Origin of the sequence: Paraburkholderia fungorum (assembly GCF_046027215.1) — a bacterium.
GTDB lineage: Bacteria > Pseudomonadota > Gammaproteobacteria > Burkholderiales > Burkholderiaceae > Paraburkholderia > Paraburkholderia fungorum_D.
This window is the reverse complement of sequence record NZ_JAQQEN010000001.1, coordinates 971,245-993,604: the sequence shown is the minus strand read 5'-3', so window position 1 is coordinate 993,604 and position 22,360 is coordinate 971,245. Positions and strand designations below refer to the sequence as shown.

General features: G+C 63.0%; 22 protein-coding genes. 10 read left to right on the top strand and 12 right to left on the bottom strand.

Going from position 1 to position 22,360, the window contains the following annotated elements:
- Window positions 1-65 precede the first annotated feature (65 nt).
- Complete coding sequence (locus PQR27_RS04470; RefSeq protein ID WP_408522519.1) at window positions 66-698, bottom strand: TetR/AcrR family transcriptional regulator; 633 nt, start codon at window positions 696-698, stop codon at window positions 66-68.
- A gap of 360 nt (window positions 699-1,058) precedes the next feature.
- Between PQR27_RS04470 and rsxB the strand changes: the two genes are divergently transcribed.
- The 3 genes from rsxB (at window position 1,059) to PQR27_RS04455 (ending at window position 3,267) form a co-directional block, all read left to right on the top strand.
- A complete protein-coding gene (gene rsxB, locus PQR27_RS04465; RefSeq protein ID WP_408522518.1) occupies window positions 1,059-1,895 on the top strand; it encodes an electron transport complex subunit RsxB in 837 nt (278 codons plus the stop codon).
- 53 nt (window positions 1,896-1,948) lie between these two features.
- Window positions 1,949-2,593: an endonuclease III gene (gene nth, locus PQR27_RS04460; protein ID WP_408522516.1), complete on the top strand. Its 645-nt coding sequence runs from the start codon at window positions 1,949-1,951 to the stop codon at window positions 2,591-2,593.
- A gap of 239 nt (window positions 2,594-2,832) precedes the next feature.
- Window positions 2,833-3,267, top strand: a complete 435-nt coding sequence (locus tag PQR27_RS04455; protein ID WP_408522515.1) for a DUF1841 family protein — start codon at window positions 2,833-2,835, stop codon at window positions 3,265-3,267.
- A 131-nt stretch (window positions 3,268-3,398) separates the two neighbouring features.
- Here PQR27_RS04455 and PQR27_RS04450 read toward each other — a convergent pair whose 3' ends face one another.
- Both PQR27_RS04450 and PQR27_RS04445 read right to left on the bottom strand, forming a co-directional pair.
- On the bottom strand, window positions 3,399-3,782 hold the full coding sequence (locus PQR27_RS04450; RefSeq protein WP_408522514.1) for a c-type cytochrome: 384 nt from the start codon (window positions 3,780-3,782) through the stop codon (window positions 3,399-3,401).
- A 59-nt stretch (window positions 3,783-3,841) separates the two neighbouring features.
- On the bottom strand, window positions 3,842-4,210 hold the full coding sequence (locus PQR27_RS04445; RefSeq protein WP_408522512.1) for a c-type cytochrome: 369 nt from the start codon (window positions 4,208-4,210) through the stop codon (window positions 3,842-3,844).
- Between the two features lie 386 nt (window positions 4,211-4,596).
- Between PQR27_RS04445 and PQR27_RS04440 the strand changes: the two genes are divergently transcribed.
- The 5 genes from PQR27_RS04440 (at window position 4,597) to PQR27_RS04420 (ending at window position 9,774) form a co-directional block, all read left to right on the top strand.
- Complete coding sequence (locus PQR27_RS04440) at window positions 4,597-5,439, top strand: AAA family ATPase (protein WP_408522511.1); 843 nt, start codon at window positions 4,597-4,599, stop codon at window positions 5,437-5,439.
- 56 nt (window positions 5,440-5,495) lie between these two features.
- Window positions 5,496-6,671 carry a vWA domain-containing protein gene (locus PQR27_RS04435; RefSeq protein WP_408522510.1) on the top strand — a complete coding sequence of 392 codons (1,176 nt, stop codon included), beginning with the start codon at window positions 5,496-5,498 and terminating at the stop codon, window positions 6,669-6,671.
- A 40-nt stretch (window positions 6,672-6,711) separates the two neighbouring features.
- Window positions 6,712-7,932 (top strand): benzoate/H(+) symporter BenE family transporter, encoded by a 1,221-nt coding sequence (locus PQR27_RS04430; protein ID WP_408522509.1) that lies wholly within the window; start codon window positions 6,712-6,714, stop codon window positions 7,930-7,932.
- 235 nt (window positions 7,933-8,167) lie between these two features.
- Window positions 8,168-9,121: a transaldolase gene (tal, locus tag PQR27_RS04425; protein WP_408522508.1), complete on the top strand. Its 954-nt coding sequence runs from the start codon at window positions 8,168-8,170 to the stop codon at window positions 9,119-9,121.
- Window positions 9,122-9,354: 233 nt separating this feature from the next.
- Window positions 9,355-9,774 carry a VOC family protein gene (locus PQR27_RS04420; protein ID WP_408522507.1) on the top strand — a complete coding sequence of 140 codons (420 nt, stop codon included), beginning with the start codon at window positions 9,355-9,357 and terminating at the stop codon, window positions 9,772-9,774.
- Between the two features lie 67 nt (window positions 9,775-9,841).
- Here the strand turns inward: PQR27_RS04420 and PQR27_RS04415 are convergent, their stop codons facing one another.
- The 6 genes from PQR27_RS04415 to PQR27_RS04390 all read right to left on the bottom strand — a co-directional run bounded on the left by PQR27_RS04415 (window position 9,842) and on the right by PQR27_RS04390 (window position 15,425).
- Window positions 9,842-10,966, bottom strand: a complete 1,125-nt coding sequence (locus PQR27_RS04415; RefSeq protein WP_408522506.1) for an FUSC family protein — start codon at window positions 10,964-10,966, stop codon at window positions 9,842-9,844.
- A gap of 123 nt (window positions 10,967-11,089) precedes the next feature.
- On the bottom strand, window positions 11,090-12,640 hold the full coding sequence (mctP, locus tag PQR27_RS04410; RefSeq protein WP_408522505.1) for a monocarboxylate uptake permease MctP: 1,551 nt from the start codon (window positions 12,638-12,640) through the stop codon (window positions 11,090-11,092).
- Window positions 12,640-12,879 carry a DUF3311 domain-containing protein gene (locus PQR27_RS04405; RefSeq protein WP_408522504.1) on the bottom strand — a complete coding sequence of 80 codons (240 nt, stop codon included), beginning with the start codon at window positions 12,877-12,879 and terminating at the stop codon, window positions 12,640-12,642. Before PQR27_RS04405 ends, mctP begins: the two co-directional genes overlap by 1 nt.
- Before the next feature lie 415 nt (window positions 12,880-13,294).
- Entirely contained in the window at window positions 13,295-14,218 is a 924-nt protein-coding gene (locus tag PQR27_RS04400; protein ID WP_408522503.1) for a class I SAM-dependent methyltransferase, read from the bottom strand.
- A complete protein-coding gene (locus PQR27_RS04395) occupies window positions 14,215-14,688 on the bottom strand; it encodes a DNA-deoxyinosine glycosylase (protein WP_408522502.1) in 474 nt (157 codons plus the stop codon). Before PQR27_RS04395 ends, PQR27_RS04400 begins: the two co-directional genes overlap by 4 nt.
- The gene (locus tag PQR27_RS04390) at window positions 14,688-15,425 is read right to left on the bottom strand and encodes a chorismate--pyruvate lyase family protein (RefSeq protein WP_408522501.1); all 738 of its coding nucleotides are present in this window, start codon (window positions 15,423-15,425) and stop codon (window positions 14,688-14,690) included. Before PQR27_RS04390 ends, PQR27_RS04395 begins: the two co-directional genes overlap by 1 nt.
- 212 nt (window positions 15,426-15,637) lie before the next feature.
- Here PQR27_RS04390 and PQR27_RS04385 point away from each other — a divergent pair, with 212 nt between their 5' ends.
- A complete protein-coding gene (locus PQR27_RS04385; RefSeq protein WP_408522500.1) occupies window positions 15,638-16,141 on the top strand; it encodes an OmpA family protein in 504 nt (167 codons plus the stop codon).
- A 102-nt stretch (window positions 16,142-16,243) separates the two neighbouring features.
- Here PQR27_RS04385 and PQR27_RS04380 read toward each other — a convergent pair whose 3' ends face one another.
- On the bottom strand, window positions 16,244-18,043 hold the full coding sequence (locus PQR27_RS04380) for a hypothetical protein (RefSeq protein ID WP_408522498.1): 1,800 nt from the start codon (window positions 18,041-18,043) through the stop codon (window positions 16,244-16,246).
- A gap of 288 nt (window positions 18,044-18,331) precedes the next feature.
- On the opposite strand from PQR27_RS04380, the gene PQR27_RS04375 reads away from it, so the two are divergent.
- Window positions 18,332-18,601 (top strand): hypothetical protein, encoded by a 270-nt coding sequence (locus PQR27_RS04375; protein WP_408522497.1) that lies wholly within the window; start codon window positions 18,332-18,334, stop codon window positions 18,599-18,601.
- A gap of 142 nt (window positions 18,602-18,743) precedes the next feature.
- Here the strand turns inward: PQR27_RS04375 and htpG are convergent, their stop codons facing one another.
- Window positions 18,744-20,642, bottom strand: coding sequence for a molecular chaperone HtpG (gene htpG, locus PQR27_RS04370; protein WP_408522496.1), 1,899 nt, complete (start codon window positions 20,640-20,642; stop codon window positions 18,744-18,746).
- Between the two features lie 109 nt (window positions 20,643-20,751).
- A complete protein-coding gene (locus PQR27_RS04365) occupies window positions 20,752-22,209 on the bottom strand; it encodes an aminotransferase-like domain-containing protein (RefSeq protein ID WP_408522495.1) in 1,458 nt (485 codons plus the stop codon).
- Window positions 22,210-22,360 lie beyond the last annotated feature (151 nt).

Here is a 22,360-nt window from a genome sequence, read left to right as displayed (position 1 = left end):
CAGACAACGGCCTCTTCGGAGGCCGTTGTCGTTTTTGAAGCGATCTTACGTGGCGGTCGCGCGGCTTATTTTCGCAACAGATAAGCGAGCAGCAACTCGGTGTTCATCTGTATGACTTCGCTACGTTCGCTGGCGCTACTGAAATCGCGGCCGAGCGTCGCTTCGAGCGTGAAGCGGTTCGATACGATGTAGTAACCCATACCCGAGAGCGTCACGTAAAAGCGCAGCGGGTCGACGTTGGTGCGAAACAGACCGGCGCGCTGGCCACGCTCGAGGATGCTGCCGAGCGTAGCGACGATCGGCGAGATCATTTCGCGGATGCGTGTCGACTTCTGCATGTAGCGTGCCTCATGCAGATTCTCATTGTTGATGAGACGCAGCAGCTCAGGATGGTCCCGGTAGTAATCCCAGACGAAATGCGCGAGACGTGTGACAGCCTCGACCGGCGCAATGCCATTCAGTTCGAGCGTGCGCTCTGCTTCGTTCAACGCACTGAATGCGTGCTCGAGTACGGCAGTGAAAAGCTGCTCCTTGCTACCGAAGTAGTAATAGAGCATGCGCTCATTCGTTTCCGCGCGGCGGGCTATCTGATCGACGCGCGCGCCGAACAACCCACCATTTGCAAACTCTTCGGCCGCCGCAAGCAGAATGCGGCGCCGCGTGCCTTCAGGATCTCTTTTGATTTTCGGCTGATTCATGGTGGCATCGTCTTCGTGAGCCGCGTTATCCGGATCGCGCCGCCGGCCTCTCCTCGGGCCTTGCACCGACAGCACTGAACGGGCTGGTTGGGGGAACACCCTTCTGCGGTCTTTCGAAAAAGCGCTTCGATTATGGCACATGGATTGCGGATCGCAATTGGGGAAATCGGCGATAATGTGCTATTTAGTTCAAGCCCCGCGCGCGCGAGCGCTTGCGTGTATCCGCCCGCACCGGCGTGTGTTTACGCGCTCTCGCCGCGCTTTTGTGCGCTTTTCTGTTGCCCCGCCTGCCGCAGGCTTTCCCCAACACCCATCGTAGGCGTGCTGCGCGGCCGCGAGGCAAGCTCCAACGTCGTGACCGTGACTGATTCCATAACACTCGCAGATCGCATTGAAGATCTGCTGCCCCAGACGCAATGCACGAAGTGCGGCTATCCGGCATGCCGTCCGTATGCCGAAGCCGTCGCCCATGGCGAGGCCGATTACAATCAGTGCCCTCCGGGCGGCGCCGACGGTATCGCGCGCCTTGCCGCTCTACTCGGCAAGCCGGTCATTCCGCTCAATTCCGCCAACGGCATCGAACGGCCGCGTCCGTTGGCGGTTATCGACGAACAACTTTGCATCGGCTGCACGTTGTGCATGCAAGCCTGTCCGGTCGATGCAATAGTTGGGGCACCGAAACAGATGCATACGGTCATCGTCGAACTCTGCACCGGTTGCGATCTATGTGTGCCATCCTGCCCGGTCGACTGCATTGCGATGCCGGCCGTCACCGGTAACGCCACTGGCTGGAACGCGTGGAGCCAGAGCCAGGCCAATGCCGCGCGCGAGCGCCACAACCAGCACGAAGCCCGTCTTGCACGCGAACGCGAAGCCGCCGAAGCGCGTGCTGCAGCGCGGCGAGCAGCAAGCAGCGCACCCGTGCAGAGTGCCGCGGCCGGCGCTTTTGCGGCGGCTAGCGCTTCACCCGCCACACCAGCAGCAGATGACGCCGAGGCAAAAAAACACGCGATCATCCAGGCCGCGCTCGAGCGGGCGCGTCAGAAGAAAGAGGAACTGGCTGCCAAAGGCCAAGGCCCGTTGAACACCGAGCGCATCAGCGCCGACGTGCAGGCTCAGATCGACGCCGCCGAAGCGCGCCGCCGCCGTCTCGGACTCGCCGCGGACGACGCCGACGCACCGCCCACGAAGCGCTGACCGCAATCTCACGCAACCAATCGCAACCGCACGCACACACCCGCACGCTCCGCATGAACGCGAACAAACGCCGCGCCATCTACGAGACGCTTCAGAGTCTCAACCCGCATCCCACGACCGAACTCGAGTACACCACACCGTTCGAACTGCTGATTGCCGTGCTGCTGTCGGCGCAGGCAACCGACGTGTCGGTCAACAAGGCGATGCGCAAGATGTTTCCGGTCGCGAACACCCCGCAGAAAGTCTTCGATCTCGGCGAAGAAGGTGTCACCAGTTACATCAGGACGATTGGCCTGTTCCGGACCAAGGCGAAGAATGTGATTGCGACTTGCCGCATCCTGCTCGACCAGTACGGCGGCGACGTGCCGGAAGATCGCGAGGCGCTGGAGAGTTTGCCCGGTGTCGGCCGCAAGACGGCGAACGTGATTCTGAACACGGCGTTCGGCCATCAGACCATCGCTGTCGATACACACATCTTTCGGGTTGCCAATCGAACCGGCCTCGCGCCGGGCAAAGACGTGCGCACCGTTGAAGCGGCGCTGGAGAAATTCACGCCTGCAGAGTTCAAACAGGACGCGCATCACTGGCTGATTCTACATGGCCGCTATGTCTGCAAGGCGCGCCGGCCGGAGTGCTGGCATTGCGTGATTGAGCCGCTGTGCGAATTCCGGCCGAAAACTCCGCCACCCGATCTCTGAGCCCGGCACGCGCGCGGCCGTGCAACTGCTGCCAAAGTACGCAAGCGTTGCAGCCGCGCGACGTGGCCGCACTATTGCCGTGCGCCTGCGGCCGCCGCCAGCAGACCACTCCGCGCCCCGGCGTAAAAATAACGCCCAGCGTAAAATAACGCCCAGCGTAAATAACGCCCAGCGTAATGACGCCCAGCGTGAAATGACGCACGGCAAGCCCGCTCCACCCCAAACGCACCGGTCCCACGATGTTCAATCCCAGCCGCGACGAAGTTCGCCTTTTCTTCACCGACACCTGGCGCAAGCAGCGTCAAGGCGAGATCCTGACGCCGCTGGAGGCGATCGCCGCCGACTGGATCGTTGAGCACCCCGAATACCACGCCGATCTGACCGACTCGCAAGCCGCGCCGACCCAGGATTACTCGCCCGAACGCGGCCAGACCAACCCGTTCCTGCATCTGTCGATGCATCTGGCGATCACCGAACAGTTGTCGATCGACCAGCCGCCCGGCATCCGCGCGGCGCACGAGCGCCTTGCCGCGCGCCTCGGCTCGACGCACGACGCGCAACACGCAATCATGGATTGCCTCGGCGAAACCATCTGGGAAGCGCAGCGCACCGGCACGCCGCCCGACACGGACGCGTATTTGCAGCGTATCGAACGGCGCGCCACCCGCGACTGAGAGCGATTGGCGCACGGCCGGGGGTGGCGGCCATCAGGCAAACCCACCCCAAAAAACGAAACCGCGGCCCTAAAAGCACAACACCCCGCCGAAGCAGGGTGTTTGTTCAATCGGAAAACAGCGCGACGCTGTTACTTCTTCTGCACCAGATCGCCGTCCAGCGATTCGACGTAGGCCGCGATGTCCTTCATGTCGCTGATCGACAGGCTTTGCACCTGCGCCTGCATGATCGCGTTGTTGCGACCGAGGTGCGGGTTGCCATTGCCCATCTGGTACTGGCGCAGCGACCAGTAGACGTAATCGGCGTGCTGACCGGCGAGCTTCGGATATTCCGGGCTGACCGGATTGTTCAGCTTGATACCGTGGCAAGCCGCGCAGTTGTGGCTGTCGGCCAGCACCTTGCCGTTGCCGGCGTCAGCGGCGTGCGCGACGTTCGCTGCAACCAGACCGATCAGTGCCGCCGACGCGCATGCAGCCTTGAACACCGTGTGGAGTGCCTGTTGGGGCTTATTCATGAATTCTCCTATCCCGCGAATATAAATAACCGAGTGACCAGACGGATGACCGCAGCCGATCACTTGTCGGGATTGCTCTTCGAAGCGGAATTTTGCGCTGCGTAGTAGGCAGCGATATCGGCGATGTCCTGATCCGACAGCGACGCGGTGATCGCGCGCATCGTTTCGAAATGGCGGTCGCCCTTCTTGTAGCCGTGCAAGGCATTCACGAGGTATGCCTGATTCTGGCCGCCGAGCATCGGCACGCGGTAGACCTCAGGGTAAGCCGTGCGGTATTCAGGGATGCCGTGGCAGCCAATACACATCGCGACCTTGCCTTGGCCCGCCTTCGCGTTGCCGACGACATCCGCTGCCTGCGCACTGGCCGCATAGCCCGCGAGCACCGACAGCGCTGCGATCACGACGTGTTTGCCGACGAATTTATTCATAGCATGTAACCTGGCATGAGGGGAAACGGGCGCCCAAAAAGGCAACGGCCCGCGCCGTTATTCTTATAGGGTAGCCACGCAGGCCAAAAAAATCGGGCTAATTGTACCGCGACGCCGCGCCGAACGTCCACCTAGCGGGCCAGAGGCGCATCCGGCCACCGCAAAGCCATGGCTAGTGCGGCTCCGCTGCGCGGACGGCCGATGCGCCGCCCGCGCCTCACCAGCCACGATCCGCGCCCGCGCGCCACGCGCCCACCGCGCGGCAGCCGCCCAGCGCGGGCCGGCGCGGTGTCCGACACCGCGGGTGACACCATACGCGAGCCCGTTTCAGCGCAACAGGCCTTCTGACTTATACTGGGTTTTTTCTCAAAAAAGAGCATCTCGCCATGCGTTTCGAAGGCTCATCGCAGTACGTCGCCACCGACGACCTCAAGCTCGCGGTCAACGCCGCGATGACGCTCAAGCGTCCGTTGCTGATCAAGGGCGAACCCGGCACCGGCAAAACCATGCTCGCCGAAGAGGTCGCCGCCGCGCTCGGCATGCCGCTCCTGCAATGGCACATCAAGTCCACCACCAAGGCGCAGCAGGGTCTGTACGAGTACGACGCGGTCTCGCGTCTGCGCGATTCGCAGCTCGGCGACGAACGCGTGAAGGACATCCGCAACTACATCGTCAAGGGCGTGCTGTGGCAGGCGTTCGAGTCGGACGAGCAAACCGTGCTGCTGATCGACGAGATCGACAAGGCCGACATCGAATTCCCGAACGACCTGTTGCGCGAACTCGACCGCATGGAGTTCTACGTGTACGAAACGCACGAGCTGATCCGCGCGAAACAGCGCCCGCTCGTCATCATCACGTCGAACAACGAGAAGGAACTGCCCGACGCGTTCCTGCGCCGCTGCTTCTTCCATTACATCAAGTTCCCCGACCCGGTGACGATGCAGCAGATCGTCGAGGTGCATTACCCCGGCATCAAGAAGGAACTGTTGAGCGCCGCCATGCAGAGCTTCTTCGAATTGCGCAATGTGTCGGGCCTGAAGAAGAAACCGTCCACCTCCGAGCTGCTCGACTGGCTCAAACTGCTGCTCGCCGAAGACATTCCGCCGGAAGCGCTGCGCTCCACGGATCAAAAACAGATCATTCCGCCGTTGCACGGCGCGCTGCTGAAAAACGAACAGGACGTGAGCCTGTTCGAGCGGCTGATCTTCATGAACCGCAACAACCGCTAACACCGCGCTAACACCGGGCCGGGCCGCCGCGCGCCGCCCGTCGTAGAGGAAACAGCATGCTGATCGACTTCTTTTATTCGCTACGCGCGGCCAAACTGCCGGTGTCGGTGAAGGAATACCTGACGCTGCTCGAAGCGCTCAAAGCCAACGTAATCGCGCCGTCGCTCGACGACTTCTACTATCTCGCGCGCATCACGCTGGTCAAGGACGAGCAGTACTTCGACAAGTTCGACCAGGCCTTCGGCGCCTATTTCAACGGCGTCGCGAAAACCTCGGAGCTCGCCTTCGACGTCCCGCTCGACTGGCTGAAGAAAAAGCTGCAACGCGATCTGTCGCCCGAAGAAAAGGCGCAGATCGAAGCCATGGGCGGGCTCGACAAACTGATGGAGCGCCTGAAAGAACTGTTCGACGAACAGAAAGAGCGCCACGAAGGCGGCAGCAAATGGATCGGCACGGGTGGCACCTCGCCGTTCGGCAACGGTGGCTATAACCCCGAGGGCGTGCGCATCGGCGGCGATGCGGCGGGCAATCGCACAGCGGTCAAGGTGTGGGAAGCCCGCGCCTATCGCGATTACGACGACCAGGTGGAAATCGGCACGCGCAATATCAAGGTTGCGCTGCGCCGCCTGCGCCGTTTCGCGCGCGAAGGCGCCGCCGAGGAGCTCGATCTGCCCGACACGATCCGCAGCACCGCAGCGAACGCCGGCTGGCTCGACCTGAAGATGGTGCCGGAGCGCCATAACAAGGTAAAAGTGCTGATGCTGCTCGACGTGGGCGGCTCGATGGACGATCACATCAAGCGCACCGAAGAGCTCTTTTCCGCCGCCAAGGCCGAATTCAAGCACCTCGAGTTCTATTACTTCCACAACTGCGTGTACGACTTCCTGTGGAAGAACAATCGCCGCCGCCACGCCGAACGCATGCCGACGTGGGACGTACTGCACAAGTTCACGCCGGACTACAAGCTGATCTTTGTCGGCGACGCGACCATGAGTCCGTACGAGGTGCTGCAACCGGGCGGCTCGGTCGAGTACAACAATCCGGAAGCCGGCGCCGTGTGGTTGCGGCGGCTGGCCGATCATTTCCCGCATCACGCGTGGCTGAATCCCGAGCCGGAAGGCTTGTGGGCATACCGGCAGTCGGTCGGCGCGATCCGCGAAGTGCTCGGCCACCGCATGTACCCGCTCACGCTCGCCGGACTCGAAACGGCCATGCGCGCGTTGAGCAAATAATCCGCTCACGTTTCACTTCCAACTATAAGAAAGCATTGGCATGAACCCGTCTTCTTCGCCCGAGTTGTCCCCTTCCAGCGCGCACGCCGGGCGCCTCAAACCGTTTGCCGACACCTCCCTGTCCGCCATCGTCGCCGGCTTCGTCGCGATGATGACGGGTTACACCAGCTCGCTCGTGCTGATGTTTCAGGCGGGTCAGGCCGCGCATCTGACCGATGCGCAGATTTCGTCGTGGATCTGGGCGCTCTCGATCGGCATGGCGGTGTGCACCATCGGCCTGTCGCTGCGGTTTCGCGCGCCGATCGTGATCGCGTGGTCGACGCCAGGCGCGGCGCTGCTGGTGTCGTCGCTGCCGCACGTGGCTTATGCGGAGGCGATTGGCGCTTTTATCGTCTGCGCGGTGCTGCTTACGGTGGTCGGCCTGACCGGCTGGTTCGACACGCTGATGAAGAAAATCCCCGCGGGCATCGCGTCGGCCTTGCTGGCCGGGATTCTGTTCGAGATCGGCATTGAGATTTTCCGCGCGGCGCAATTCCAGACTGCGCTCGTCCTGACGATGTTCTTCACCTACCTGATCGTCAAACGTCTCGCGCCGCGCTATGCGATCGTGACGACCTTGATCGTCGGCACGGCGGCGGCCGGTGGCCTCGGCCTGCTCGATTTCAGCCGGTTTCACGTCGCGCTGGCGCATCCGGTGTTCACGATGCCGGCCTTCTCGGTGGCGGCCAGCATCAGTATCGGCGTTCCGCTGTTCGTGGTGGCGATGGCGTCGCAAAACGTGCCGGGCATTGCCGTGCTACGCGCGGACGGCTACACCACGCCGTCCGCGCCACTCATTTCGACAACTGGCATCGCTTCGCTGCTGCTCGCACCGTTCGGCTCGCACGGCATCAATCTTGCGGCGATTACGGCGGCGATCTGCACCGGCCCGGAAGCCCACGAAAACCGTGACAAACGCTACACCGCGGCCGTCTGGTGCGGGATTTTCTATCTGATCGCCGGGATTTTCGGCGCGACTATCGCTGCGCTGTTCGCGGCCCTGCCGAAGGCGCTGGTCGTCTCCGTCGCGGCACTCGCGCTGTTCGGCTCGATCATGAGCGGCCTCGCCAACGCCATGCAGGATCTGCGACAGCGTGAAGCCGCGCTGGTAACGTTCATGGTGACCGCCTCCGGCCTTACCCTCCTGTCGATCGGCTCGGCCTTCTGGGGACTGGTGGCGGGCGTGCTGACGCAACTCGTGCTGAACGCGCGGCGCGCCTGACGCCGCAGGCGGGAAACCGCCCTCGGAAATGCGTATGAACGGATTGCCGGGGACAACTGTCAATACTGCAGCAGGCGATCCGCCATAGAATAGAAGCATCCGGCAGCGTTTCCCGGCAACATGGCGGGCGAATGCTGCAGCGTGACCCGCGGCCGCCGGTGCTGATCTGCCGTTTCAGTCCGGCGGCGACCTCATTTCTCCTGAACCATGGCGCGCGCGCCCTGAAGGCCTGAACATGACAACCGCACTCGATCAACTCAAGCAATACACCACCGTCGTGGCCGATACCGGCGACTTCCAGCAGCTCGCCCAGTACAAGCCGCGGGATGCGACCACCAATCCGTCGCTGATTCTGAAGGCCGTGCAGAAAGACGATTATCGTCCGCTGCTCGAAAAGACCGTGAAAGCGCACGCGTCGAAGCCGGTCGCCGCGATCATCGACCAGTTGCTGATCGCGTTCGGCACGGAGATTCTCAAGATCATTCCGGGCCGTGTGTCGACCGAAGTCGACGCGCGCCTGTCGTTCGATACCCAGGCTTCGATCGCCAAGGGCCGTGAACTGATCGCGCTGTACAAAGACCATGGCATCGGCCGGGAACGCGTGCTGATCAAGCTGGCCTCCACGTGGGAAGGCGTTCGCGCGGCCGAAGTGCTGCAGAAGGAAGGCATCCACTGCAACATGACGCTGCTGTTCTCGCTCGCCCAGGCGGCCGCCTGTGCCGAGGCAGGCGCGCAGCTGATCTCGCCGTTCGTCGGCCGCATCTACGACTGGTACAAGAAAAACGCCGGCAGCGCGTGGGACGAAGCGAAAGACGGCGGCGCCAACGATCCGGGCGTCAAGTCGGTGCGCCGCATCTATGCGTATTACAAGAAGTTCGGCTACAAGACCGAGGTGATGGGCGCGAGCTTCCGTACGCCGGGTCAGATTCTGGAACTGGCCGGCTGCGATCTGCTGACCATCAGCCCGGATCTGCTGCAAAAGCTGCAGGACAGCACCGAGAAGGTCGAGCGCAAGCTGTCGCCGGATGCCAGTTCGGGTGCCGACATCGAACGCGTGCCGGTCGACGAGTCGTCGTTCCGTTTCCTCGTCAACGATGAAGCCATGGCGACAGAAAAACTCGCCGAAGGCATCCGCGCGTTCGCCGCGGACGCCGTCAAGCTGGAAAAGCTGATCGAAGCGCTGCGCTAACAACCAGCGTCTACGCCTGCGCCTGCGTCCAGTCACGCGGCCCTGATCCTGACGGTTCAGGGCCGCGCGCCGTTTACCGGGCGCCTTTGCGACGGGCTCCGGCGCGGCCCTCGCCGTTCAACATAAAGTCACAATCGCTGTCGCAACGGGCGACTACAATCGTCTGCGCGCCCGCCCTTTCGCCCTTTGCCAAAGGCGTGCGGCGCCGCTGATCCACATTCCGGGAGACGATCATGTACGTTCAACCTTACGTATTTTTCAATGGCCGTTGCGAAGAAGCGCTCAAATATTATGGCGAGAAGCTCGGCGCCGAAGTCACGTTCCAGATGCGCTACAAGGACGCGCCGCCCGATGCGCAAGCCCAGATGCGCCCCGGCACGGAAGACAAGATCATGCACGCGGCCATCAAGCTCGGCTCGACGGTCTGGATGGCGTCCGACGGCCATTGCGACCCCGCAGCAGGCCCGATGAACGGCTTCAGCCTGTCGCTGACAGCCGACGACGCGGCATCGGCCGAGCAATACTTCAATGCGCTCGCCGATGGCGGACAGGTCATGCTGCCGTTTCAGGCCACCTTCTGGAGCAAAGGCTTCGGCATGGTGGTGGACCGCTTTGGTCTGGGCTGGATGGTGACAGTGCCGGAAGAGGCGTGAGCCTGTCACGCGGGGCGGCTCGGTTGACGGTAACCGAGGTCGGCCAGTCACACACGAGCGCGCCGCCCTAAACCTGCAGCAACGTTCCTGGATGCTGCTCGATGTTCCAGTTGGGCTCGGTTTCCAGCAGCAAGGCGCGCAGCCGGTCCACCTGCTCGGCCAGACGCTGCCCAAGCCAGTAAGGCCCCTGCAAGTCGGGCGGCAGTTTGGACACCGCGTCGGGGTTCGCCCCGGCGAGCGGCGACGCGGCGGGAATGACCAGATGCGTCGCACGGGCAAACCGCAGCGCACGCGCTATCGCCAGCATGAGGCCGCGCACGGCGCGCACCTCGACGCCGCAGGCCTGCGCGAACGCCGCGCGCGAAGCGGCGTCGGCGCGCATCAGCGGGCCGGTTGCGAGCAATTCCAGCGAACTGAGCACGGAGCGGTGCAGTCGCTGGATCTCTTCGAGCCGCGCCGCCGGCACATCGATCTCTTTCGCCACCGAGGGCATCAGCGCCCGCAATTGCACCAGCCGCTTGTTGATTTGCAGAAAGCGCTTGACCTGCTCTTCCTCGCTGCACGTTTCGCCGTCCAGCAGGCGGGTGTAGATCCGCGCGCATTCGCGCAGATTGTCGGCGAGTCCGTAGCGCCACGAATAGGTTGCGTGCAGCGGCAATGCGAACGAAAACGCCAGCGCGATCACGATACCGATCAGCACGTTCAGCGTGCGCCACAGGCCGACATCGATCTGATTGTCGCCATGGCCCGCGACAATACACATGGTGATCGCCGTCAACAGCCCGATATAGCCGGACGAGCCGATCGCAAACCATGCGCAGATCGCCGCGACAATCGACATCAGCACGTACGTGAGCGGCAGCGAGCCGGTCAGGTTCTGCGACAGGATCAGCACAAGACCGATCGACGCGCCGAGCAGCGTCCCCGCCGCCCGCTCGGCGGCTTTCTTGCGGATATTGCCGTGGTGCTGGAGGCCGCCGATCACCACCAGCAGCGTCACCGACGACCAGATGCCATGCGGAATATCGATGCCGGTGGTCGCGAGAATCGACACCAGCATCGCAAGGCCGACGCGCAGACTATGCAATACCTTCGCGTGCCGATAGCGGTAGTACGGCGACGTAATCGCGCGCACCATGCGGCTGATGGCCGAGCGGCGGGCAATCACGGTATGGGAATCGGCAGAAGCCATGGCGGCGCGACGCCCCCTTGGAAGGACAGTTCCGCTATCGTGCCCTGGAGTGCCCCATAAAGACAAACGCCCGCAGACTTTCGTCTGCGGGCGCTACTTTTCAGAGCGAGGGCAAGCGGCTGGTTAGCCTTCGACCGCGTCCAGGTAATCTTCCGGACGGGTGCGGTCTTCGGCACGCTGCATGCCGAACGCGCGCACCAGCAGACTCACCACCACCGACACCACCAGGTTGACGATCAGCGACCACACCGCCGCGTAGCCCGGGATCGCCATACCGAACAGGTGGATCGTGAAGATCGAGCCCGCCAGCTTGAGCGAAATCGCCATCCACGTGCCGGTTGCAATGCCGACCGCCCAGCCGATCAGCAGGCCGCGATAGTCGAGCACGCGCGTGTACAGACCCAGCACGATGGCCGGCAGCGTCTGGATGATCCAGATCCCGCCCAGCAGTTGCAGCTGGATCGCGTACGTGAGCGGCAGGCCAAGAATGAACGCCACCGCGCCGACCTTGACGATCAGCGACACCAGCTTGGCGACATTGGTCTCCTGCTCGTGCGACATATTGCGGTTCACGAACTCCTTGTGGATGTTGCGCGTGTACAGGTTCGCAGCCGCGATCGACATGATCGCCGCCGGCACCAGCGCGCCGATACCGATCGCCGCGAACGCCACGCCGACGAACCACGACGGGAAGAAGTGCAGGAACAGTGCCGGCACCGCGAAGTTCGGGCCGAACGCCTTGAAGTACGGCGCGAATTCCGGCATGTCCTTCACGCCCGAGGCCAATGCCATGAAGCCCAGCAGCGCGAGCAGACCGAGCACCAGCGAGTAAGCCGGCAGCATGGCCATATTGCGGCGGATCGTGTTACCCGACTTCGACGACAGCACCGCCGTGATCGAGTGCGGGTACAGGAACAGCGCGAGCGCAGAACCCACCGCGAGCGTCGCATAGGCGCTGTAGCCGTTCAGGCTCGACACATCCGGCGCCTTCAGCAGCAGCTTGGCCGGCGGCACGATGCTGAAGATGTGACCGAAGCCACCCAGTTGCGGCGGAATCACGATGATCGCGGCAAAGATCACGATATAGATCAGGACGTCCTTGACGACCGCGATCATGGCCGGCGCGCGCAAGCCCGAGGTGTACGTGTATGCCGCGAGAATCGCGAACGCGATGATCAGCGGCAGATCGCCGACGAAGCCCTTGGTGTCGAAGCCGAGCGCGCCGATCACCACTTCGATACCGACCAGCTGCAGCGCGATGTACGGCATCGTCGCGACGATACCGGTCACGGCGACCGCCAGTGCCAGCATGCGGCTGCCGTAGCGGGCGGACACAAAGTCGGCCGAGGTCACGTAGCCTTGACGTTTGGCGATGCTCCACAGTTTCGGGAACACGACGAACGCGAACGGATAGATCAGGATCGTGTACGGCAGCGCGAAGAAGCCCGTCGCGCCCGCGCCGAACACCAGCGCCGGCACGGCGATGAAGGTGTAGGCGGTGTACAGGTCACCCCCCAGCAGGAACCACGTGACGACGGTGCCAAAGCGCCGGCCGCCGAGACCCCACTCTTCCAGATGGGCCAGGTCGCCCTTGCGCCAATGCGCCGCGACGAAGCCGAGAATCGTGACGCCGATAAAAAACAGGACGAAGACAAAAGTTGCGGTGGCGTTCATTAGCGTGCGCCCCCTTGCGAGCTGCCCGATGAGCGGGTCTTGGTTTTGAAGTACACGAGCGCCGTGATGACGGCGCTGATCAGCACCCACAGCAGCTGATACCAGTAGAAAAACGGAAAATCGAACAGTTGCGGTTCGACCTTGTTATATGACGGCACCCAGATCATTGCGATCCAGGGCAACAGCAGCAACCAGAGCCAGTGCTTGCTGGCTTTGTTCGCGTCGGCGTCGTGAGCCATGACGTCTCCTCTTCCCTATTATTGAAATGTTGGCCCGTGGGTTCACGGATGGTGGATCCCAGAGCGGGTGGTCGCCCCGCTCATAGCCACGGGCGCCCCGAAAGCTTCGAAAGAGTATAGGAGCCGCGAACGTGCGGTCAAGCAGGGACGACCCGATGCGGGACGGTGCTTCTGATGCCGGCGCAACGATGTTTTGCGAGGCGCGGGAAGCCCGGTGCGCAATGGGCCTGCGCTTGGGCTGGGCGATGGCTGGCGGGCTGAGCCGACTCGGGCGGCTGACTGGATCGACGCTTCGATGCGCGCTGGGTTGCAGCCTCGTTGACCGTCGCGCGGGCGCAACGGCAGCGGCAAAGCTGGTAAAGGCTGATGCGCTGCTTTGAGTCGAACCGCATTGCACGGCCCGACTCATGCGCGGTCAGATCGAGAACGAAGCGCCCTTCTGCCCGGTCGATTCCTGCAGACCCTTGATCCACTTGCGAGCCGGCAAGCCGAGTTCCGCTTCGATCAGCTTCGCTCGCGCTTGCAGCGCCGTGAACGGCACGTCGAGCGCCGGACCCGAGAACGCGATCGCGATGCGGTTGCCGTCGTGCACTTCCGGCAGCGCGACCACACGGCCGTCGAACGCTTCGTTCAGACGCTTCATGTTGCGCACGAAACTCGGATGATCGCCGAACAGGTTCACCGTCACCACGCCCGCGTCGGTCAGGCACGCGCGCACTGCGCGGTAGAAGCCGACGCTGTCGAGCACCGGGCCGCGCGCGGTGGCGTCGTAGACGTCGATTTGCAATGCGCCGATGGTGCCGTGGTTGGCCCGGTCGTTGACGAAGTCCCATGCGTCGGTTTCGTGCACGGTCAGGCGCGCGTCGTCGTGCGGCAATTCGAACATCGTGCGCGCGGCCACCACGACCGCCGGATTCAGTTCGACTGCCTCGACCTTCGCGCCCTTCAGGAAGCGGTAGGCGAACTTGGTCAGCGCCGCGGCGCCGAGACCGAGTTGAACGATACGCCTGGGTGTTTCGATGAACAGCAGCCAGGCCATCATCTGCTGCGCGTATTCGAGCTCGATGTGATCCGGCTTGCGCAGACGCATCGCACCCTGCACCCATTCCGTGCCGAAATGCAGAAAGCGCACGCCGCCCTCTTCCGAGAACGTGACCGGTGCAAAACGCGGTTTGCGCGGCGCTTCGATTTGCGGCGCGTCGTGCAGATCGTCGTCGTGCGATGCGCGATTTTTGCTGCGCACTGCTTTCTGTTTGCCGAGCTTGCTGCCGGCGGCGTCAGCGTCATGGTTGCGGAATGCACGTGCTTCAGCCGAAGCGCGCTTGATCAATTTCGTCATGTAAGGATGTCGCGCCAGAGACGCAATTTTTGGTCGAACGAGAGCATAGCATTCGCCGGACTCGACGAAGGCAATACGAGGGTGGCGTAGCCGGCCTCCCCGATCACCGGCGCGAAGCGGCCCGCCGTCTTGCCATTGAAGCAGACTTTGGCAAGCTCGGGCGCATGCGCGCGCAGCGAAGCGAAATCGTTGGGGCTGGCATTGCGGATCGCGGCGTCGAGGCTGCCTTCGCGCGTGCACGCCGCGAGCACGTCCCACACGCCGATGCCGTGCGCAAGGACGCGCCGCAACCGCTCTTCGTACGCGAGTTCGGCGAGCGGTTCGTCGAGCACGGTGCCAAGCAGACGCCAGAACTGGTTACGCGGATGCGCGTAGTACTGCGTTGCCACGAGCGAAGCCTCGCCGGGAAAGCTGCCGAGAATCAGCGTATGCGTATCCGCTGCGACGACGGGAGGAAAGCCGCGCAACATCAGCGGCTCGCCTGGCGGTCCGGTCCGGACTCGTGCGCGCTGTCACGCGTGTGGCCGTCAGCGGAGTGCGCCTGCTCGGTTCGCGGCGCGGCATGAGCGCGCGAGGCCGTGTGCTCGAGCGGCCGTCCGTGTTCGCGCATATGAGTGCGCTGCGGTTCATGAGCGGACCCTGTGCGCCCGGCGGACGCCAGATGCCGCCACAGCGCGGGCAACATGCATTCGGTCACCATCAGCGGCGCGCCGTGGCGCTCGAACACCGACCGCCGCGCAACCAGCGCGTGCGGCCACACGCCACCAATCTCGCGCGCGGCCAATCGGTACAGCGGATGACGCGGCGTCACCCTGCAACTCACCAGCGACGAACGGGCAACGCTGCTATCGCTATAGAGCAACTCGGCGAGCGGCCGCGTGCGCAGCCGTCGCGTGGCTTGCCACACGCCGATGCTCGCCGCCAATGGCGCAACGCTGTGCGCCGCGACAAACGGCACGCCATCCACCGACAACACCACCTCCCGAACCCACGCGGGCGCGCGCGGCGCCATGCCGAGCGCGGCATGCTCGTCGGACCACGGCAAGGCGACGGCTTCGCGCGTCACGCGCACTGCAACCGTGCCGAGCGCACGCAGATGCGCGGTCAGCGAACCGCCACGGGTCAGCCAGTCTTTCTGGTCGGCGCTAAAAGCGGGCAAAGGTGCGACGCGCCAGTGGGCGTCGGCGGCATCGAAACGTGTAGACATGGTGTCGGATTATAGCGGTGACGCCGTCAGGCGATTGCCCGCGCACCCTGCGCGCGACGGCCAGGTCGCGCTCCGGCGCCCGCTTTCGGACAGTTCCGATTCTATTTCCCTTGCTGGTCACGCTAAAAAGATTGCGCACTAAAAAGCCGGCGGTCCGCCGGTGCGTGCAAGTGCGGACCATGTGATGAGATAACCAAGGAGAAAGAAGAAAGATGACAAAGTTCCTAAGCGCAACAACCTGCGCCATGTCGGTCGTGCTGATGGCCGGTTGCGCGGCCCCGCTGAACCGCGACAAGGAAACGGCGCTTAACAAGGCGGTTGGCATCGAGGTGGCGCCGGTAACTGATGGCGTCTCCGTCAGGCTGCCCGAAACCGCACTCTTCGAGTTCGGCCAGTCCGCCGTGCGCGGTGACGCGGTCGCGGTGCTGAGCCGCTCGGCCGTGCTGCTCAAACGCAGCAAAAAAGCCGTTCTGGTCGAAGGCTATACGGACAATGTCGGCACGCTCGACTATAACCAGAAGCTCTCGGAATCGCGTGCCACCGCAGTCGGTTATGCGCTCGTGGAGCGCGGCGTAGCGCTGGATCGCATCCGCACCAAGGGCAATGCGTATAACAACCCGGTGGCGAGCAACGACACGCCCGAAGGCCGCACGCTGAACCGCCGCACCGAGATTGTCGTGCGCGGCGAAACGATGGATACGTTGATGGGTAAATAGCAGGCGCAGAGGGTTTCACAGCCTGATTCAAATAACGCCCGCATCGAGCGGGCGTTTTTGCATGCGCAGGTCTCGCTCATCGCGCGATGAACGGCATTTTTCTTAACCCGCTTTTGACATTGCCAGCAAACGCGCGGCCACTCGTTCGACGACCGATGCCCAATCACCGGGGCGCGGTTGCCTGAACAGCTCGACCGAGTCGTACCACGGCTGCGTCTCATTGCCCCACGACCAGTGCGACACGTGATCGAGCATGGCCAGCACCGGTAGTCCCAGCGCGCCGCCCAGATGCAACGGCGCGCTATCGATCGTCAGCAGCGCATCGAGCGCGCAAAGATGCGCGGCGACGTCGTCGAAGCCGGCTTCGTATTGCGCAGTCAGATCGCGCACGCGATAACCCTGTGCGGTCAGCGCCGCCACATCGGCGCCGCGGCCAGGCGTCAGCGGATGAAATACGACCTTGGGTAGCGCCAGCACAGGCGCCAGCTCCGCGAGCGGAATAGAACGCTTTGCATCGCGCCGGTGCCCCGGGCTGCCGCTCCACACCAGACCGACATGCAACGGCGCATTGCCCTCGCCAACTGCGCTCACGCGCTGGCGCCACGCCGTCACATGCTTCGCGTCGGTCCACAGATACGGCGTGCCTCGGACCTGTTCCGGTTGCAGACCCAGCACGAGCGGCATGCTCATCATTGGCAGGCCATAGTGTGGCTTGCCGAGCGCGCCGTCTTCGATCGCCACGCAGTCCGCGTAAAAGCGAGCAAAGAGCGCCTGCAACGGCCGACGCACCGCCAGCACGAGACGTCCACCTTCGTCGCGCACCCGTGCGGCCAGCTCGGGCACGAAACGGACCATCTGGATGTCGTCACCGTGACCCTGCTCGCTGTGCACCATCAGCGTCTTGCCGGCAAGCGGCTCGCCCCGCCAGCGTGGACCCAATCGCGCCATCACCGTCACGACGTTGTTGGCTTCGCGGTCCTCTCGCTTGAGACGCGCCTCGAAGCGCGGCCACGCGCGCGTCCACTCGCCGCGCCGCAACTCCAGATCGGCCAGATCGACGGCCGCTTGCGTCGCCGAAGGGTCCAACGCCAGCGACGCTTGCAGTTCCGCTTCACTCTCCCCGTACCGCGCCTGCTCACCGAGGTACATGCCGATCGCGGCCAGCACGGCGGCATTGCCGGGCGAGACAGCACCGACGGCACGCATGGTCGCCTCCGCCGCAGCGGCATCGTTACACTGCCACTGCGCATGGCTCAATTGCCAGGCCATCTCGGCATCGGCGGGATCGCGTGCCAGCATCTCGCGACACACACGCTCCACCGTGTCCCAATCGCGGACCTCGCGAAAGGCCAGCACAAGCTGCAACGGCAGCGCGGGATCGATCGCCGGATCAAGCGCGTATGCGCGCAATAACGCCCCACGCCGCTCAGCGGCCCCGTTCGCCCCGGCCTGCGCCGACAGCGAAATCGCCAGCCACCAGGGCGCCCGCGCGTCGCGCGGGGCATGCTGCTCATAGGCGCGCAACATATGCGCCGCCGCTGAATGAGCACCGCAGTGATTGATCAGCCAGACAATCCATGCAAGCGACGCTTCGGCCGACTGAATGCCAACGGCCAGTTCACTGTTGTGCCGGGCAGCGCGCGTATCGCCGAGCGCGTCGGCGAATAACGCGAGGCGCGCATGGCGCACACCGTTCGCGCCGTCCGCCGCCTGGGATGCGCTGTGGTAAGCCGCCTCGAAACGTCCCACGCTCGCGCACAAGTCAGCGTGCAATTGCGGCGTCACGCCCTTTTCGGCCAGTTCGACGGCACGTTGTTCAGCAGCATCAAAACCCTGCTCACGCAGGATCGACCATAGAAGGTGTAGAGGATCAGCAGGTTGCACTACGGTGGATTCGGACATGGCAATAGAGAGAGGTTTCGCGACTCGGCAATCGGTAATCAGCGATCGGCAATCGCATAAATAAGATTCGGTACGTGTATGGCTTAGAGACTGAAAGTAAATCCCTTAATCATCCGAATTCCGGAAGCGCAAGAATAAGATAAAACCGTGCTTTTACATCTCACAAATCCATCTCGATATATGGTCGTTGAATAGTTTTATTTAGTTAACCATAATTATTTTTCAGCCGACGTTTTTTTGACCCGAATGCATCGCGCTGATCTCCAACCAATCACCAGGAGTCGAACTTTGACCAGCACCAACACAAAAGAAACATCCGACCGCATCGCGCATCTGGCCGCCGTGGTTTTACGCAAAGCCGGCGTCTCGCATCAGGAAAAGGAACTGGCCGGATCGGCGCTCGCGCAACATCACACGGCGAAACAAACCAGCACCGCCATGGGTAGTCTCGCGGCGAAAGTTCTAGCCGATCATCATTCGTGCATGGAAGCGAAAGAACTGGCTGGCTCCGTGCTTTCGCAAGTGCGTCATCTGCACGGCACGAGTGCGGCGCATTAAGTTATCGGCAAGAGGCAGTTGATGCGGCACAGGCCAATGCAAAAGTAAGGTACCGCACTGTGCGCCGGCAAAAAAATGCGCTGCCGAAGCAGCGCATTTTTCAACCAGCCACAAGCGTCAACACGACGCTAGCTCATCACGCTCAACCGGCGCGCGTCAGCAGCAGCGCATTCGTGCGCTTCACAAAGCTCGCGGGGTCTTCCAACGCGCCACCTTCAGCCAGCAATGCCTGATCGAACAGCAGGTGGCACCAGTCGTCGAAGTTCGCGCTGTCCGCGTGCAAGCCCTTCACCAGCGCGTGCTCCGGATTCACTTCGAGAATCGGGTGCATCGCCGGCGCCTGCTGCCCCGCGGCCTTCAGCATGCGCTGCAGGTAACCACTCATTTCGCCGTCGTCGGCCACGAGGCACGACGGCGAATCGGTCAGGCGGAACGTCAGGCGCACGTCTTTGGCCTTATCTTTCAGCGCTTCCTTCATCTTCTCGACGAGCGGCTTGAACTCCTCGCCAACCTTTTCCTGCGCCTGTTTTTCTTCGTCGTTCAGCGCACCCAGGTCGAGATCGCCGCGCGCGACGCTTTGCAGCGGCTTGCCGTCGAATTCGTTCAGGAACGACAGCATCCATTCGTCGACACGATCGGTCAGCAGCAACACTTCCACGCCCTTCTTGCGGAACACTTCCAGATGCGGGCTGTGGGTGGCGGCCTGCCAGGTGTCGGCGGTCACGTAATAGATTTTGGTCTGCTCAGGCTTCATCCGCGCGACGTAGTCGGCGAGCGACACGGTCTGCTCAGGCGACTCCGTATGGGTCGACGCAAAGCGCACCAGCTTGGCAATGCGCTCGCGATTGGCGAAGTCTTCGCCGATGCCTTCCTTCAGCACCTGGCCGAATTCCTTCCAGAAACCGGCGTACTTTTCCTTCTCGGCGTCGACTTCCGAATTGGCCAGTTCTTCCAGCATCGACAGTGAACGCTTGGTCACGCCTTCGCGGATGGCCTTCACATCGCGGCTTTCCTGCAGAATTTCACGCGACACGTTCAGCGGCAGATCGCTCGAATCGACCACGCCCTTCACGAAACGCAGATACGCGGGCAACAGTTGCTCGGCATCGTCCATGATGAACACACGCTTCACGTACAGCTTCAGACCGCCGCGATGATCGCGGTTCCACATGTCGAACGGCGCGTGCGTGGGCACGTACAGCAGTTGCGTGTATTCGCTGCGGCCTTCCACGCGGTTGTGCGTCCAGCTGAGCGGATCCTGATGGTCGTGCGAGAGGTGCTGATAGAACTGCTTGTACTGCTCTTCCGTGATGTCGTTCTTCGAACGGGTCCACAGCGCGCTTGCCTGATTGACGGTCTCGTCCTCGTCCTTCGTGACCATCTCGCTCTTTTCGGCGTCCCACTCTTCCTTGGCCATCAGGATGGGCAGCGCGACGTGGTCCGAATACTTCTGAATGATCGCCTTCAAACGATGCGACGACAGCAGGTCGTCTTCATCGGCACGCAGATGGAGCGTAATGGTGGTACCGCGCGCGGCGCGCTCGATCTGCTCCACCGCGAAGTCACCCTCGCCCGCGCTTTCCCAGCGCACGCCGTCTGCCGCCGGCAAACCCGCACGGCGCGTTTCGACCGTGATCTTGTCCGCGACGATAAAGCCCGAGTAGAAGCCCACGCCGAACTGGCCGATCAGCGCCGCATCTTTCTGCTGGTCGCCGGAGAGCTTGCCGAAGAATTCCTTGGTGCCCGAGCGCGCGATCGTGCCGAGGTTGGCAATCGCTTCGTCGCGGCTCATGCCGATGCCGTTGTCGTCGATCGTCACGGTACGCGCGGCTTTGTCGTACGACACGCGAATCCGCAGATTCGAGTCGTTCTCGTACAACGCGCTATTTTCGATTGCTTCGAAGCGCAGCTTGTCGGCCGCGTCGGACGCGTTCGAAATCAGCTCACGCAGAAAAATTTCCTTGTTGCTGTACAGCGAATGGATCATCAGGTGCAGAAGCTGTTTCACTTCTGCCTGAAAGCTCATGGTTTCTTGTGCCATGGTCGGACTTCCTCTCTGTTGCGGTTAATTCGGGTCGGGCACGACGCACACCAAGGGGGCGGGCGGCGCGGCGGATCGTCCGGCTAGCTGGGGACGCGCAGGCGTCTTTTCAAGAGGCGCGACGCGCGACGCTATCCAGATAACGGCACAGGAACGCCGACAGCTCCGGATCGCCGCAGTTGGCGATATTGAAGCGCATCCAGGTGGTCGGCGATTGCTGCGGCGAGAACAGGCTGCCCGGCGTCAGCAAAAAGCCGGCTTCATGGCCGGCGGCGGCCAGCCCGTCGGCGTCGACGCCCGTGTCGGCCCACACGAACATACCCGCCGCGGGCGTCAGAAACAGTTTCAGGCCGGTCTTCTCCAGCATCCGCACGGCTTTGTCGCGCACGGTGTCGAGCCGACCGCGCAGCCGCTCCACATGGCGACGGTAGTGGCCCTCGGTGAGAATCTTGTAGAGCACGCGCTCGTTCAACTCAGGGCTGGTCATGCCGACCAGCATTTTCTGATCGCTGACGGCCGTGGCCACCTCCGGCGCGCAGGCGATGAAGCCCACGCGCAGATTGGGCGCCAGCGTCTTTGAAAAGCTGCCGAGGTAAATCACGCGCTTGAGCTGGTCGAGGCTCGCGAGGCGTGTGCCCGGATAGCTCGGCGGACACAGATCGCCGTAAACATCGTCTTCGACGACGATGAAGTCATAGGCTTCCGCGAGGCGGAGAATGCGGAACGCCTGGGCGGGCGTGAGCGACGTGCCGGTGGGATTTTGCAGCACCGAATTGATCACCAGCATTTTCGGGCGCCAGGTTTGCACCAACGCCTCGAGCGCATCCAGATCGGGGCCCTCCGGTGTGTAGGGCATGCCGACCAGCCGCGCGCCCTGCGACGCGAAGCGCCCGAACATCTGAAACCACGCCGGATCGCCGACGATCACGGCATCGCCCGGCTTCACATAGATGCGCGAAATCAGGTCGATCGCCTGGGTGATGCCCGAAACCATCACGATCTGATCCGGGGAAACGCCGATTTCCAGCTCCTCCAGCCGCGTCTGCAACTGCTGGCGCAGCGGCAGAAAGCCCAGTGGTGTGCCGATGCCGAGCATCTGCGCGCCGCTTTGCCGGCCGAGCGTGCGCAGCGCGTTGGTGATCAGATCGCCGTCGAGCCAGCGTCCCGGCAGGTAGCCGAGCCCCGGACTGCGCTCGGGACGCGCGCCGGTATGCAGCATATTGCGCAGTAACCAGACGACATCGATATTGGCCGGCGCGGGCGCGGCCTGAACGGTCAGCGGGACAACCTCGGCGGTTGGTGCCGCCCCCATCCGTTCGCGCACATAGAACCCGGAACCGCGCCGTGACTCCAGATAACCTTGCGCCACCAGCCGCTCATAGGCTTCGACCACGGTGAAGCGCGACACGCCCTTATCCAGCGCGAGCTTGCGGATCGACGGCATGCGCATGCCCGGCCGGAACACCCGCTCCTCGATGCGGCGGCGCGCCCACTGGACCAGCTGCTCGACTAGCGTCAGCGATGCGGTGTCGTGCGGAGTGGGAATCTGGGCAAGTGGGAAGGACATAACGGGGCTCCAACTGTACCGAACAGTATCGAAACGATTGTACCGTTACTGTGCCGGTGCCCGCCGCTACATTTGAAGATAGGCAGCGGATGATGAGGCGCCTCGCGCGCCGCCGACCCGCGAACGGGCGCAACCGGACGAGGTGGGACAA